Raw genomic sequence first — 14,024 nt, forward strand, 5'->3', positions numbered from 1 at the left:
CAAGGCTTATCTAACTCTTATGAAAAAGCTTCTCTCTGTCTTGGCGCTGGGCGTCACTGCTACGTTCATCACCTCTGCGGCCTGGGCCAGCGAAAAGCTGAGCCTGGCTGAAATCTCAGCCTATCTGAATGATATGAAAACTGCGACGGCGGGTTTCACCCAGATCAATGATGATGGTTCGCTGTCCACCGGCAAGCTGTACCTGCATCGCCCAGGACGGATGCGGTTTGAATATGACGGTGATGCGGCCGGCACGGTGGTGGCGGGCGCGGGGGCTGTGCGGGTGCATGATCCCAAATCCAACCAGCCGCCCGAAACCTTTCCGCTGCGCCGCACGCCTTTGTCGATTATCCTGGCCAAGCAGGTGAACCTGGACCGGGCCAATATGGTTGTTGGCCACGGCTTTGACGGCACCTCGACCGTGGTGCAGGCGCAGGATCCCGAAAACCCGGATTATGGCAGTATCGAACTGATGTTCACCGCTGACCCGGTAGAGCTGCGCAAATGGGTGGTGCACGACGGGGCCGGGGGCAAGACAACCGTGATTCTCGGCACGCTGGAAACCGGCATGCGCCTACCATCGACATTGTTCAGCGGTAGCGGTGGAAATTCCCCATAACTAGAGAGGAAGGTCGGCTATGCGGGACGAAAGCCGCCGTTCTCTGCGGTGCGGAAAACGACAGCTTCGCTATAGGTGCTCAGACTAGCGGGCGCGGCGGCAGGTGGCCAGTTGCGTTTGATACATCTGCGAGCGGGCCTCGACTTGGCTGGCGACGCGCACCAACCAGGGTTTGGAATTATAGGTGCCGCGGGAATAGCCGGTATGGCCGTCGTGATAGGCCAGATATTGGTTGCGCGCATCGTAGAGCTGGATGCCGTTTCTTTCCTTGCTGGTGTTCATGTACCAGCCCATGAAATCGGTGGCGTCCTCTATCCGGTCGCGCTTGGCCCGGCGCCGCCCGGTGTCGCGTTTATAGTCTTCCCAGGTGCCATCCAGTGCCTGACCGTAGCCAAAGGCGCTGGACTGCCGTCCCATGGGGATCACCCCCAAAAGATACTTGTGCGGCGTACGGGCCTTGCCGCGAAATCTGCTTTCCTGGTGGATGGTGGCCATCTGCACATGCATGGGCACGCCCCAGCGCCGTTCAGCCGCGCGAAAGGCTTTGAGGTATTTTGGGCGCTCTTTGATGATGGCGCATGCATTGTCCAGATTGCGCGGCGGCGTGTTGTGACCGCCTCCGCAGGACGCGACGACCAAAAGAAGTGCGAGCGCGACGATGATTCTGCTCATTGTCTCTGCCTAAGTTGTTATCTTTTTTTCCCATTCTAGCGAATTTGCTCAAAAGAGAAAATCACAAATCAATCAATACTGACAGGACCAGCGGCAATGCGGCGATGGCCATCAGGGTTGAAACCACCACAAGCCCTGCAACGGCTTCGGCCTCGGCACCGAATTTCTCGGCCAAGAGATATGAGGTGACGGCAACCGGGGTGGCCAGCTGCAGAACCAACACGCCAAAGGCGATGTCATCAAGACCAAAGGCCAGCCCCAGCCCCCAGCCAATGGCGACGCTGGTGCACAGCTTTGCCAGCGACAGCAACACGGCGAGCCCCGTTTTTCCGGGCGACAGCCGGGCGATGGCCACGCCCAGGGTTATCAGCATCATCGGGATCGCCATTTGCCCGATCAGATCCAGCGTATTGGTCAAGAACTGCGGCGTCTGCCAATCCTGCCAGAGAAACAGCGCCCCCAGAAGGGTGGCCCAGACCATGGGTTCTTTCAGTGCCTTGCCGCCGCCGCCCTTGCCCGCCACCAGCGTCAGGCCCAGGGTAAACGACAGGACGGCAGAAACCGCCAGCATCACCACCGCATAGCCCAGCCCGGCCTCGCCAAAGGCGAACAGCGCCAGCGGGATGCCCAGGTTGCCGGTATTGCCAAAAATGAAGGGTGCCAGATAGGTCTGCCGATTCAAATGGCCAAGCTTGACCAGTATCGCGCCAACCAGCGCCAGCAGCAGATGCCCCAGAAGGGCCGCGATCACAAAGACCCCAAGGGCGCCTTTGTCGAGGTCGGTTTTCATCAAGGCGGTGAAGATCAGCGCCGGTACCGCAAGGGTCATCGCCAGCCGGGTAACAAACTGAATACGGTATTCAAATCCCAGCCGGACCCAGGTGAATCCAACCCCGGCAAGCAGAAAAACGGGGGCGGTGATTTCAAGCACTGTCAAGGCCAGGTTCACAGTCTGTTTCCTTTAAAATTTACGTCAAGAGTTGGACATTTGCCAGTGTTTCGCGTTAGTAACAAGAGACGGAGACAGTCAAGAAATGCTTAGAACGCGCGCGAAATATAACTTGGGGCAGGTTGTCCGGCACCGCAAACACCCGTTTCGCGGCGTGGTTTTTGACGTGGACCCAGAGTTCGAGAATACACAAGAGTGGTATGACGCCATTCCTGAAGGCAGCAGGCCAATGAAAAACCAGCCGTTTTATCATCTGCTGGCAGAGAATGATCAGACCTATTATGTCGCCTATGTGTCAGAGCAGAATCTGGTTGCCGATTATTCGGGCGAACCGATCAGCCACCCGGACCTGCCAGAGATGTTTGGTCGCTTCGATGGCGCGGCCTACTCTTTGCAGTATCAGCTGAACTGATCTCGCTACACGCGTTTGCTGTGACCCGCTGCTTGCCGCCTTCGGGCTTCCTTCCATCTTATTTCCTTGCACTGCGCGCGGTTGCTTGCCGGGTGGCTGGTGATGCCGGGCCTGTGGCCCGGCGTTTGACCAAAGAAAATAGCCCTGATCAATAGCCGAGCGCGCAGCCGTCTTTGCGCGGATCGCTGGCACCTTCCAGGATACCATCTGCCCGCAGAGTGATCGCCTGGGCACCGCCGATGGCGGTCTTTGGGGTTTCAACTTGATGGCCCATGTCGCGCAGTGCCTGACGGGTTTCATCGCTATAGCCGCGTTCAACCTTTAGAATACCGGCATCGCTGTAGCTGCGCGGTGCGTCTATGGCCTGCTGTGGATCCATGCCAAAATCCTGCAGGTTAGAGACAAACCGCGCATGGCCATTGGGCTGATAGGCCCCCCCCATCACCCCAAAGGGCATCAACACGCGCCCCTCTTGCCGCAGCATGCCGGGAATGATGGTATGCATCGGGCGCTTGCCGCCTGCCAGCGCGTTTGGATGGCCCTCTTGCAGGGTAAAGCCGGCGCCTCTGTTCTGCAGCAGGATGCCGAATTTCTCCGAGGCAAGGCCAGAGCCAAAGCCGTGAAAGATCGAATAGATCAGCGAGACGGCCATGCGATCTTTGTCGACCACGGTGATATAGATCGTATCCTTGTGGACCGCCTCGCTCAGCGCTGCGGGGGCCGCCATCGCGCGCTTGTGGTCAATCAATGCCGCCAGCCGCGCTGCTGTTTCGGGTGCCAGCATGTGATCCAGCTGCGTCGTATGATCGGCATCGGCCAGAAAGCGGTTGCGGGCATCATAGGCCAGTTTGGCCGCTTCGGCTTCGATATGGGCCCGCTTGGCCCCCAGCGGATCCATTGCCGCAATGTCAAAATGTGACAGGATATTGAGCAGCAGTAGCGCGGTTGCCCCCTGACCATTGGGTGGATGCTCGACCAGATCGATCCCCTTGTAGCAGGCCGAAACCGGGATGACCCGGTCGCATTGCGCTGCGGCAAAATCTGCGGCGTTGTGATGCCCGCCAGCCGCCTGCAGCGTCGCCAGCATATCGTCGGCGATTTCGCCAGTGTAAAAGGCATCGCGACCATCCCGGGCAATTCGGCGCAGGACTTCGGCCTGGCCCGGGGCGCGAAATATCTGGCCGATCTTTGGTGGCTTGCCGTCAAACAGGTAGGCGTCGCGGGCCGATCCCTGCAGGGCGTCGGCGTCATTGGCCCAGTCAAAGGCCACACGCGGCGCAACCGGAACGCCGGTCTCGGCGTAATGGATCGCAGGGGCCAGCAGGGCGTCCAAGCCCAGTTTCCCTTCGGTTTCGGCCAGGGTGCAGAAGGTTTCGATCGCGGTGGGCACTGTAACGGCATGGGCGCTGCGCAGCGGCACGGTGGCCTTGCCCTGGTTCCGCAGCTCTGCAGCACTGGCACCAGCGGCGGCGCGCCCGGATCCATTCACCGCGTGAATGTCGTTGCTGCCGCCACGGGAAAAGAGCACGAAGCAATCGCCACCGATCCCGGTCATCTGCGGCTCACAAATGCCCAGCAGAACGGCACCTGCGATGGCCGCGTCCATGGCGTTTCCGCCGCGTTTCAGCACATCAATCGCCGCACCGGCAGCCAGCGGGTGCGAGGTGGCGCAGAGGCCATTCTGGGCAAAGACGGCGGAACGTCCGGGGGATTGAAAATCGCGCATTTACCACTCCTGTTTGGTCGTCGGCAGGGTAGTTCCTGGGCTGGGAATGGCAATGAAAATTCAAACCGGCAAGCGGCCTGCGGTGCCATCCGCCCAGGCGCTCTTTGGTCCAGCCAAACGATAGCAGTAACATCCTCGCCATCTAGGCCTAGGATGCCACGCGCTTACATTCATGGGGGTATCCCTGGCGTTGCACGGTTGGTGGGGGCTTAGATGTCCAGCGCCAGGGGAAGCCTAGGTCAGCTACAGGTTAACTCATAGATGAGGCCTGTGACGAGAGTAGGTCCGCATTGTGGCGCGTTTTGGGCGCTCTTGATCACCCTCAAGTCGGTGGTACCTGAAAATACAGCGAGAGCCGATTGTTCCGCCCCAGTCGTTCGTAGTGCAGCCGACTGGTTAGCTCGCGGATCAGGAACCAGCCAAAGCCCCCCTCGGGGAGGGTCTCAATCGGGCCGGACAAATCGGCGGGCTCGCCCGGCGGCAATGCGCAATCAGTCAGCGGGAACCCTGCATCGCAAATCTGGATTCGCAGTTCCTGTGGGTAAAGATTGCACTTGATACGCACATCCCCTTTTTCTGTGCCCGCATAGGCGTGTTCGACAACGTTATTCACCGCCTCGGCCAAAGCAATTTGGACGTCTCCGGCCCGTTCATCGGGCAAATCTATCTCTCGCAGTCGTTCCATAACCGCCGAGATGCCGCTTCTGGCATCCAACTCTGTTGCGGTGAACGAGCATGCAAAAATTTCAGCCATTCATCTCTCACTTCCTACCCTGGGATCATTTCGTGGGCGAAGTTCAGGTCTTGGTCTCGGTGACGGCTTCGTTCAGCGTGCTATAGAGATTGAAAATTGTATCCATGCGGGTCAGGCGAAAGACCTTCTCCACCATGGGGGTCGGGCCGGCCAGATCAAGGCGGCGATCACGACCCAGCTGTTTCATGGCGGCGACGATGGCCCCCAGACCGCTGGAATCGATGAATTGCACCAGGGATAGGTCCAGAATGATACGATCGGTGCCGTCTTCGGTTTCGGCCCGCATGTCTTCTTTGAATTGAATGGCCATGGCTGCATCAATGCGTTCTGCGTTTACAGTCACGATCTGCGCGCCATCTGCCCGTGTACTTGTCAGGCTCATAGGGATCCCCCAGGTGTTGTCTCAACGTATTTATACCAGTCTAGACCTCAAAGCTTAGCATTCGGTATTCATATTGGCGACGATTGGAGGAATATGTGATGAAAAATGTTGTGATTGCAGGTGCAGCCCGAACCCCTATGGGTGGGTTTCAGGGGGCGTTTTCCGGGCTTTCGGCCTCTGCCCTGGGTGGTGTCGCCATCAAGGCAGCCCTGGAGGGCGCAGGTGCCAATACGGTAGACGAGGTCCTGATGGGCTGTGTGTTGCCCGCAGGGCAGGGCCAGGCCCCGGCACGCCAGGCAGGATTCGCGGCGGGGTTGGGCGAAGAGGTGCCCGCAACCACCCTTAACAAGATGTGCGGATCCGGCATGAAGGCGGCGATGATCGCCTATGATCAGATCGCCCTGGGTCAGGTGGACAGCGTTGTCGCAGGCGGCATGGAAAGCATGACCAATGCACCCTATCTGCTGCCCAATCACCGAGGCGGTGCCCGAATTGGCCATGGTCAGGTGATCGACCATATGTTCCTTGATGGCTTGGAAGATGCCTATGACAAGGGCCGCCTGATGGGCACCTTTGCCGAAGACTGCGCCACCCAATATCAATTCAGCCGGGAAGCCCAGGACGAGTATGCGCTGAAATCCCTGTCCAATGCACTGGAAGCGCAACAAACAGGCGCTTTTGACGGTGAAATCGCTGCCGTCCTGCTGGAAACGCGTCGGGGTGAAACCACTCAGGCGGTTGATGAACAGCCCGGCAATGCCCGCCCGGAAAAAATCCCGGCGCTGAAACCCGCCTTCCGCAAGGATGGCACGGTGACCGCAGCCAATGCCTCGTCAATCTCCGATGGGGCGGCCGCCTTGGTACTGGCGTCGCAAGAGGCCGCGGCGGCGCAGGGGCTGACAGTGCGCGCCCGCATTCTGGGTCATGCCAGCCATGCCCAGGCTCCGGGCCTGTTCACCACTGCACCAGTTCCAGCGGCCAAGAAACTGTTGGATAAGATCGGCTGGAGCACCGAAGATGTCGACCTCTGGGAGGTGAACGAGGCCTTCGCAGTGGTGCCGATGGCCTTCATGCACGAGATGGGCATCAGCCGCGACAAGATCAATGTGAACGGCGGCGCCTGCGCGCTGGGCCATCCCATTGGCGCTTCGGGCGCACGCATCATGGTAACCCTGCTCAATGCGCTTGAAAAACGTGGCCTCAAACGCGGGGTGGCGGCGATTTGCATTGGTGGCGGCGAAGGCACCGCCATCGCAATCGAACGGGCTTGATCTTCATCTTGCGATAAATACCTTCGGGGGTGAATTGACCCTCGGGTCAAGAGGGGGCAGACAGCCCCCTTACACCGCCGGAAGGAAGACAGGCATGCGCGCAGATTACCAGATGTTGGCCAAAACCATCCGGGCTTTGACCGAAAATGAGCAGGACGAAATCGCCCTTATGGCCACCGTCACCTGCGAATTGCACCATAGCGATGACCGCTTTGACTGGACAGGGTTTTATCGGGTGGTTGCGCCTGATCTGTTGAAGATCGGTCCCTATCAGGGCGGGCATGGCTGTTTGCAAATCCCGTTCTCGCGCGGCGTCTGCGGTGCGGCAGCGCGTAGCGGCAGGGTACAGCTGGTGGCGGATGTCGAGAATTTTCCCGGCCATATCGCCTGTGCCTCTTCAACCCGCTCCGAAGTGGTGCTGCCGGTCTGGAACCATGCAGGCGATCTGATCGCGGTGCTGGATATCGACAGTGACCAACCCGCAGCCTTTAGCCAGCAGGACGCAGACCAATTGGCGGCGATCCTGACCCAGGTCTTTGGCGGGGCGGGGCCAGCCGGGCCGACAGTCTGATCTGTATCAGGTGAAGCCAAGCACCCATATGAGGGGCAGCAGCAGCTGCGCCCCGGCGATCCTGTTCAGGCGGCGACAAAAGGGCTGTTTGCGGGTCTTGTGACGAAACAGCCACCGCGCCAGATAGGCGGCAGGGCTGCCGCCAAGCGCGGCCAGCAGCAGTAACCGTGCCTCTGGTACCCGCCAGAACCCGTGTTTGGCGCAGAATTTATCCAGACCGAATGCGATAAAGCTCAGCCCGTTTATGGCAAGGAGGCAGGGCAGCGCCCAGGCCCAGAACTCTGACTGCATCGGTTTCTCTTTTGTCTGTCGCCTATATCTGCGGGGTTTTGCCCAGGGATGTTGCAGACGCAAGGGCAATCTTCTGGCGGATTTGGTGAAAAAATCCTTGGAAATTTCATTCAAGGAGGGCAGTGTGCCGAGAATGGTGAAACTTTGCCGTCAAATTTCATCCATGCCGCAGGAGACGTCAACCGTGACCAGCCAAGCCCCCCATGCCGCAACCCTGGGCGCTGACATTCGCGCCCTGCGCAAGGCGCGTGGGCTGACCCTGACAGCAATTGCAGGGCAGCTGGAGAAATCGGTGGGTTGGCTCAGCCAGGTAGAGCGGGATCTGTCGGATCCTTCGATCTCTGATCTGCGCCTGCTGGCCAAATGCCTTGGCGTGCCGATGTCGATGCTCTTTGCCCATTCCGATGCGCCGGTGCGGGAACATGGCTATATCGTGCGGGCGGGATCGCGCCGCCCCATGGGATCAGGAGAAGAAGGTCTGATCGAAGAGTTGCTGTCGCCAGACCTGACGGATGATTTTGAAATGGTGCATTCCACCTTTCAGCCCCATTCAAAGATGCAACAGCCTGCTGATCGTCCCACGCAAGAGCTGGGCTATATGATCTCGGGGAAGCTGGATCTGGTGATTGATGGCAAGGGCTTTACCGTAGGGCCGGGCGACAGTTTCCGCATCAAGCACCAGCCCTACCAATGGGCCAACCCCTATGATGATGCAGCCGTCGCGGTCTGGGTCATCGCGCCGCCAGTGTATTAAGGCGGTGTCTGTGGGATGAGTTTTGAAGCATGGACCATATTTGCCCTGTTCTGGGTCGTTTTTGTCACCACGCCGGGGCCAAATGCGGTGAATTGCATCAGCAACGGCATGATGCTCAGCTTGCCAAAGGCAATGCTGGGGGTGCTGGCAATCCTGACCCAGGCGACGCTGTTTTTGCTGCTCTCGGCGTTGGGTGTCACGGCGCTGATCGCGGCCGCGCCGCTGTGGTTCTTTGTGGCCAAGATCATTGGCGCCGGATTTCTGATACTCATGGGGCTGCGCAGTTGGCGCAATGCGACCAAACCGGCCCCGGCCGTAGAGCGCCCGGCGCGCCATGTCTATTTGCATGCTCTGGCAGTGGCCACGATCAATCCCAAGAGCGTCGCTGGGTACCTGGCCGCCTTTTCCCAGTTTGTGCAGCCTGATGTACCGATCTGGCAGCAGATGGGGGGCATTATGCCCACCGCCCTGGGGCTGACCGCGCTCAGCTATACCGGCTTTACCCTGCTGGGATTTGTCATGGGGCGGGCGGCGTTGAAGGCGGTGTTCAACACCTGGATCCGCCGGGGGCTGGCGCTGTGTTTTATTGTCTACGGTATGTTGCTGGGGGCCAGTAGCGCACCACAACTGGAGGAATTTCGATGACAACAGGCATAACCAAAGGCGCCTGCCTCTGCGGTGATATCACCTTTGCAACCGGGGCCAGGCCGCAGGGGGCTTCGATGTGCCATTGTAGCCAGTGCCGCAAACAGTCCGGCGGCATCTGGTCCTCGGCCTATGTCAAAGACGATGACCTGACCATTTCCGGCCCGGTCAGTTGGTTTGAGGCCAGCCCTCAGGCCAAACGCGGCTTCTGCGCCCGGTGCGGATCCTATTTGTTCTGGAAGGCCCACGATGAGGATACCACGAGTTTTGCCCTTGGCGCTGTCGAGCCCCCCAGTGGGCTGAAGATCGAAAAGCACATCTTTGTTGGTGACAAGGGTGATTTCTACGACATCGCTGATGGCGTTGCGCAACAAGACTAACCGGGAGAGAGCAAACATGTCCGAGAGCACAGACAAGGCCCGCCTGCCAAGCAAGGCCCGCGTGGTGATCATTGGCGGCGGTGTGGTCGGGGCCTCATCGCTGTATCATCTGGCCAAAAAGGGCTGGGGCGATTGCGTCTTGTTGGAAAAGAACGAGCTGACGGCCGGATCGACCTGGCATGCGGCGGGCAATGTGCCGACCTTCTCGACCTCCTGGTCGATCATGAACATGCAGCGCTATTCGACCGAGCTTTATGCCCGTCTGGGCGAAGAGGTCGATTATCCGATGAACTATCACCAGTCCGGCTCTATCCGGTTGGCCCATAGCAAAGAGCGGATGCAAGAGTTTGAGCGTGCGCGCTCCATGGGGCGGTATCAGGGCATCGCGATGGAAATCTGGACGCCAGAGCAGGCCAAGGAACGCTATCCCTTTCTGGAAACTCATGATCTGCAAGGCGTGCTGTTTGACCCGTCGGATGGCGATATTGATCCGGCGCAGCTTACCCAGGCTTTGGCCAAGGGGGCCCGAGACATGGGCGCAAGAATTTTCCGCTTCTGCCCTGCGACCGGGGTGACGCAGAATGCGGATAAGACCTGGATTGTCCATACGGATCAGGGGGATATTTCCTGTGATTATGTGGTCAATGCGGCGGGCTACTATGCGCAGCGCGTGGGCGAATGGTTCCGCCCCTATGGCGGGCGGCAGGTGCCGATGATGGTGATGAGCCATCAATACCTTCTGTCGGAAGAGGTGCCAGAGGTCGAGGCCTGGACCAAGGCCAATGGCGGCAAAAAGCTGCCTCTCTTGCGCGATGTTGATGTGTCCTACTACCTGCGGCAGGAAAAACACGGTTTCAACCTTGGCCCCTATGAACCCAATTGCCGCGCCCATTGGCTGAGCGAAGCAGATCCGATGCCAGAGGATTTCTCGTTTCAGCTGTGGAACGATGATCTGGACCGCATCGAGGATATCGTCACCGACGCGATGGAGCGGGTGCCACTGATGGCGCAGTCCGGCGTGGCGCGGGTGATCAATGGACCGATCCCCTACGCGCCTGATGGGCTGCCGCTACTGGGGCCGATGCCTGGCGTCGATAATGCGTTTGAGGCCTGCGTCTTTACATTTGGTATCGCCCAGGGCGGCGGGGCAGGCAAATGTCTGGCGGAATGGATCGTCGACGGCCAGACCGAATGGGACATGTGGGCCGTCGATCCGCGCCGCTACACCGATTACACTGACTCCGATTACTGTGTGCAAAAGGGGATGGAGGTCTACGGCAACGAATATGCCATGCATTTCCCGCATCACGAATGGCCTGCGGGCCGGGATAAGAAGCTCAGCGCTGTGCATGATCGTGTTACTGCGCTGGGCGGTGTCATGGGGGCCTATAACGGTTGGGAGCGCGCAAACTGGTTTGCCAAGCCGGGCGACGACACATCCGAGGCGGCAACCCAGACCTGGGGGCGCTCTGGTCCCTGGCAGCAGCGTATCCGCGAAGAATGCGAAGCGGTGCGCGATCACGTGGGCGTGCTGGACCTGCCGGGCTTTTCCCGCTTCAATCTTGCGGGCACCGGGGCTGCCGCGTTTCTGCGCGGGCTGGTGACCGGGGGCCTGCCCAGGATCGGCCGAATGAACCTGGTGTATTTTGCCGACAGCCGGGGTCGTATCCTGACTGAGATGTCCTGCATCCGCCACGCCGAAGACCACTTTACCATGATCACAGCGGGCAGCGCCCAGTGGCATGACTATGACATCCTGCGCAAAGCGCTGCCTGCGGGGATCAGCCTGACGGATCATACCGCTGAATTTGGCACCATGATCGTCACTGGCCCCAAGGCGCGCGATCTGTTCGCTGGCCTGTCGGATGCGGATCTCACCCTCGGGTGGCTGACCCATCAACAGGCGACTGTCGCCGGCCAGCCTGCCTTGTTGGCGCGGGTCTCCTTTGCGGGGGAACTGGGCTGGGAGGTACACTGCGCCAATGCGGACCAGCCTGCGATCTATGCCGCCATTCTGCAGGCAGGTGCCAAACCCTTTGGCATGTATGCGCTGAATTCGCTGCGGATTGAAAAGGGCTATCGCAGCTGGAAGGGCGATCTTTCCACTGACTATTCGCTGATGGAAGGCGGTCTGGGCCGGTTTGTCAAACTCGACAAGCCGCAGGATTTCCCCGGCAAGGCGGCGATCCAGAAAGAACAGCAGCAGGGGCGGCAAAAGGCCTTTGTCACGCTGGTGGTCGACGCGGAAGATGCGGATGCGCCCTATATGTCCTGTATCTGGAAAGATGGTGTGATCGTGGGAGAGACCACATCGGGGGACTGGGGCTACCGGGTCAACGCCTCGATCGCGCTGGGAATGGTACGTGCCGATCTGGCGGTTCCGGGCACCGCGCTGGAGGTGGAGATATACGGCACGAAATGCCGCGCCGTGGTACAGGAAGACAGGCCGCTTTGGGATCCCGAAAACGATCGTTTGCGGGCCTGAACGGGCTTTGGTAGCAGGGCCTGTATCGTCATGGAGGCCTTGCCTGTGAATATGTTTCAGGCACTCAAGGGTGCGCGCTTTCGCGGCTCTATCGGGTGGGGCTAGCGGGCGGTGGCCCGGGTTTGTGAAAGGACAAGATACATGGAAATAACCCTGTTGGACGGCTCGATTGGCCAGGAAATTGTTAAACGTTCCGGCGACCGTCCGACGCCGCTTTGGTCTACATCTGTGATGCTGCACAAGCCAGAGCTGGTGGGGGCGGTCCATCGCGACTATTTTGCCGCCGGGGCGACGGTGGCCACCGCCAATACCTATGCGGTGCACCGCGACCGTCTGGTGCGCGCCGGGCTTGAAGACCAGTATGAAGCGCTGCTGGCCATGGCGATGACCCAGGCTGAAGCCGCCCGCGATGCCCATGGCACGGGGCGCATCGCGGCTGCCCTGGGGCCGCTCGGGGCCTCTTATCGCCCCGATCTGTTGCCCCCGCTGGCCGAGGTGCAAAGGCTCTTTGCCGAACAGGTACGCCTGCTGGACGCAAGGGCCGATCTGTTTATGCTGGAAACCGTTTCCTCGTTGGATCACGCCCGTGGTGCCCTGATGGCCTGCAGGGCAACCGAAAAACCGGTCTGGCTGGCGGTTTCGGTTATGGATGAGGATGGCACTCGGCTGCGTTCAGGTGAACCGGTGCGGGAGCTCGCTGATCTGGTTGAGGCCTTGCAACCCGCTGCGGTGCTGATCAATTGCTCGCTGCCCGAGGTGATTGCCGCCGGGCTGGAAATCATCAAGACCTTTGGCAAGCCCTTTGGGGCCTTTGCCAATGGCTTTACCCGCATTACCGAAGGCTTCTTGCAAGAGGCCCCTACCGTAGAGGCGCTGGAGCAACGTCATGATATGGGACCCGCCGAATATGCTGCCTTTGTCATGACCTGGGTGGCGCAGGGCGCAACAATTGTTGGCGGCTGCTGCGAAATCGGCCCGGCGCATATTGCCGAAATAGCGCGGCAACTGCGACAGGCCGGGCATCAGATCGTCTGAACCCCTGCGCAAGAAAGGCGGCATTCATGGGCAAGCAAGCGGAGAAACAGCAGCGTGCCGGCACGTCTCGGGTCTGGTGCGTGGATATTCTGCTGGCCGATGGGTTTGTGCTGACCGAGATGGCCGCTGTGGCCGATACGCTGCGCATCGCAAATCGGGTTCTGGCCCAGCCGCCTTTTCGGATCTGCATGCGCTCTGTCCGGGGGGGGCAGCTGTCCTGCCGGGCCGGGCTGTTGGTTGATACTCAGGCCCTTGCGGATCGCCCCGAGGCGGATTTTGCCTTTGTTCTGGGGAATACCGATCCTGATCACCCCGATCTGTCACTGGCGTCGGTGATAGAAAGCTATACCAACCGGGGCGCGCAGGTTTATCTATTGGCCGAGGCGGCGGCGCGCCATCTGAAAGATCGCGGCGGGTCTGGCGCCACGCATTGGGAAAACGCCGCCCTGCTGCGCGAACGCCTTGGCCTGTTCGAAGCGAGCCAGGCCCTGGCCAGCACCGATGGTCCGGTGATCACCTGTGCCGGCATGGGCGCGACCACCGATATCGTGTTGGCGCTGATTGGCCGACTGACCTCGGCGGCGGTGCAGATGAGCGTAGCCAATATCATGCTGCATGAACAGGTGCGCGACCCGGCTTCTTTACAGCCCTATTCGGGGGCCCAATCCAGCCTGACCGGTGACCGCGATCTGGATCACTGCATGCGCCTGATGCAGACCAATATCGAGGATCCGCTGCCCATCGGCAGTATTGTCGCCGAGTTGGGCGTTTCCCCCCGGTCGCTGGAGCGCAAGTTCAAGACCAGCCTTGGTACCACGCCCAATGGGTTCTACCGTGAAATGCGGCTGAACAAGGCCAATAACCTGTTGCTCAACACCAGCCTGAGCCTGCGCGAGATTGGCCTTGCCTGTGGGTTCCCCAACGGGTTTTCATCGCTCTACAAATCCGTCTTTGGCATCACGCCCCATGCCCTGCGCAAACAGCGCCGTAATGGCGGCAATGGCCATAAGGAAATGTGAGCTCACAGGGAAACTTGCGGGATAGCTGACGTTTTTGATGCCTTTTCTGGCGCCAGGCG

16 protein-coding genes are annotated in these 14,024 nt (G+C 59.8%); 10 read left to right on the forward strand and 6 right to left on the reverse strand.

All coding sequences use genetic code 11. The features are described 5' to 3' along the window. Nucleotides 1-19: 19 nt before the first annotated feature. The gene (locus ACN0VH_RS08335) at nucleotides 20-619 is read left to right on the forward strand and encodes a LolA family protein (RefSeq protein ID WP_417700289.1); all 600 of its coding nucleotides are present in this window, start codon (nucleotides 20-22) and stop codon (nucleotides 617-619) included. Nucleotides 620-703: 84 nt separating this feature from the next. Here the strand turns inward: ACN0VH_RS08335 and ACN0VH_RS08340 are convergent, their stop codons facing one another. Together ACN0VH_RS08340 and ACN0VH_RS08345 are read right to left on the reverse strand one after the other, a co-directional pair. Continuing rightward, nucleotides 704-1,291 carry a transglycosylase SLT domain-containing protein gene (locus ACN0VH_RS08340; protein ID WP_417700290.1) on the reverse strand — a complete coding sequence of 196 codons (588 nt, stop codon included), beginning with the start codon at nucleotides 1,289-1,291 and terminating at the stop codon, nucleotides 704-706. Nucleotides 1,292-1,352: 61 nt separating this feature from the next. Beyond that, nucleotides 1,353-2,240, reverse strand: a complete 888-nt coding sequence (locus ACN0VH_RS08345; RefSeq protein WP_278921989.1) for an AEC family transporter — start codon at nucleotides 2,238-2,240, stop codon at nucleotides 1,353-1,355. A gap of 85 nt (nucleotides 2,241-2,325) precedes the next feature. Here ACN0VH_RS08345 and hspQ point away from each other — a divergent pair, with 85 nt between their 5' ends. After that, on the forward strand, nucleotides 2,326-2,652 hold the full coding sequence (hspQ, locus tag ACN0VH_RS08350; RefSeq protein ID WP_278921988.1) for a heat shock protein HspQ: 327 nt from the start codon (nucleotides 2,326-2,328) through the stop codon (nucleotides 2,650-2,652). Between the two features lie 148 nt (nucleotides 2,653-2,800). Here the strand turns inward: hspQ and ACN0VH_RS08355 are convergent, their stop codons facing one another. From ACN0VH_RS08355 to ACN0VH_RS08365, 3 genes are all read right to left on the reverse strand, one after another. Continuing rightward, on the reverse strand, nucleotides 2,801-4,378 hold the full coding sequence (locus ACN0VH_RS08355; protein WP_417700292.1) for a gamma-glutamyltransferase family protein: 1,578 nt from the start codon (nucleotides 4,376-4,378) through the stop codon (nucleotides 2,801-2,803). A 322-nt stretch (nucleotides 4,379-4,700) separates the two neighbouring features. After that, complete coding sequence (locus tag ACN0VH_RS08360) at nucleotides 4,701-5,132, reverse strand: ATP-binding protein (RefSeq protein WP_278921986.1); 432 nt, start codon at nucleotides 5,130-5,132, stop codon at nucleotides 4,701-4,703. Between the two features lie 43 nt (nucleotides 5,133-5,175). Next, nucleotides 5,176-5,514 (reverse strand): STAS domain-containing protein, encoded by a 339-nt coding sequence (locus ACN0VH_RS08365; RefSeq protein WP_278921985.1) that lies wholly within the window; start codon nucleotides 5,512-5,514, stop codon nucleotides 5,176-5,178. A 98-nt stretch (nucleotides 5,515-5,612) separates the two neighbouring features. Here ACN0VH_RS08365 and ACN0VH_RS08370 point away from each other — a divergent pair, with 98 nt between their 5' ends. Together ACN0VH_RS08370 and ACN0VH_RS08375 are read left to right on the forward strand one after the other, a co-directional pair. Next, the gene (locus ACN0VH_RS08370) at nucleotides 5,613-6,785 is read left to right on the forward strand and encodes a thiolase family protein (RefSeq protein ID WP_417700294.1); all 1,173 of its coding nucleotides are present in this window, start codon (nucleotides 5,613-5,615) and stop codon (nucleotides 6,783-6,785) included. Nucleotides 6,786-6,879: 94 nt separating this feature from the next. Continuing rightward, entirely contained in the window at nucleotides 6,880-7,356 is a 477-nt protein-coding gene (locus tag ACN0VH_RS08375; RefSeq protein ID WP_278921983.1) for a GAF domain-containing protein, read from the forward strand. A gap of 6 nt (nucleotides 7,357-7,362) precedes the next feature. Here ACN0VH_RS08375 and ACN0VH_RS08380 read toward each other — a convergent pair whose 3' ends face one another. Then, entirely contained in the window at nucleotides 7,363-7,647 is a 285-nt protein-coding gene (locus tag ACN0VH_RS08380) for a DUF1294 domain-containing protein (protein WP_417700295.1), read from the reverse strand. Between the two features lie 184 nt (nucleotides 7,648-7,831). Between ACN0VH_RS08380 and ACN0VH_RS08385 the strand changes: the two genes are divergently transcribed. The 6 genes from ACN0VH_RS08385 to ACN0VH_RS08410 all read left to right on the forward strand — a co-directional run bounded on the left by ACN0VH_RS08385 (nucleotide 7,832) and on the right by ACN0VH_RS08410 (nucleotide 13,965). Further along, a complete protein-coding gene (locus ACN0VH_RS08385; protein ID WP_278921981.1) occupies nucleotides 7,832-8,401 on the forward strand; it encodes a helix-turn-helix domain-containing protein in 570 nt (189 codons plus the stop codon). Nucleotides 8,402-8,416: 15 nt separating this feature from the next. Then, a complete protein-coding gene (locus ACN0VH_RS08390) occupies nucleotides 8,417-9,046 on the forward strand; it encodes a LysE family translocator (protein WP_417700296.1) in 630 nt (209 codons plus the stop codon). Nucleotides 9,047-9,054: 8 nt separating this feature from the next. Beyond that, a complete protein-coding gene (locus ACN0VH_RS08395; RefSeq protein WP_417700343.1) occupies nucleotides 9,055-9,426 on the forward strand; it encodes a GFA family protein in 372 nt (123 codons plus the stop codon). Nucleotides 9,427-9,442: 16 nt separating this feature from the next. Beyond that, nucleotides 9,443-11,911, forward strand: a complete 2,469-nt coding sequence (locus ACN0VH_RS08400) for a GcvT family protein (RefSeq protein WP_417700297.1) — start codon at nucleotides 9,443-9,445, stop codon at nucleotides 11,909-11,911. A 141-nt stretch (nucleotides 11,912-12,052) separates the two neighbouring features. Continuing rightward, the gene (locus ACN0VH_RS08405; RefSeq protein ID WP_417700298.1) at nucleotides 12,053-12,946 is read left to right on the forward strand and encodes a homocysteine S-methyltransferase family protein; all 894 of its coding nucleotides are present in this window, start codon (nucleotides 12,053-12,055) and stop codon (nucleotides 12,944-12,946) included. Between the two features lie 26 nt (nucleotides 12,947-12,972). Further along, entirely contained in the window at nucleotides 12,973-13,965 is a 993-nt protein-coding gene (locus ACN0VH_RS08410; RefSeq protein ID WP_417700300.1) for a GlxA family transcriptional regulator, read from the forward strand. The last annotated feature ends 59 nt before the right edge of the window (nucleotides 13,966-14,024 follow it).

It is taken from the genome of Pseudophaeobacter sp. (assembly GCF_048267565.1).
GTDB classification, from domain to species: domain Bacteria; phylum Pseudomonadota; class Alphaproteobacteria; order Rhodobacterales; family Rhodobacteraceae; genus Pseudophaeobacter; species Pseudophaeobacter profundi.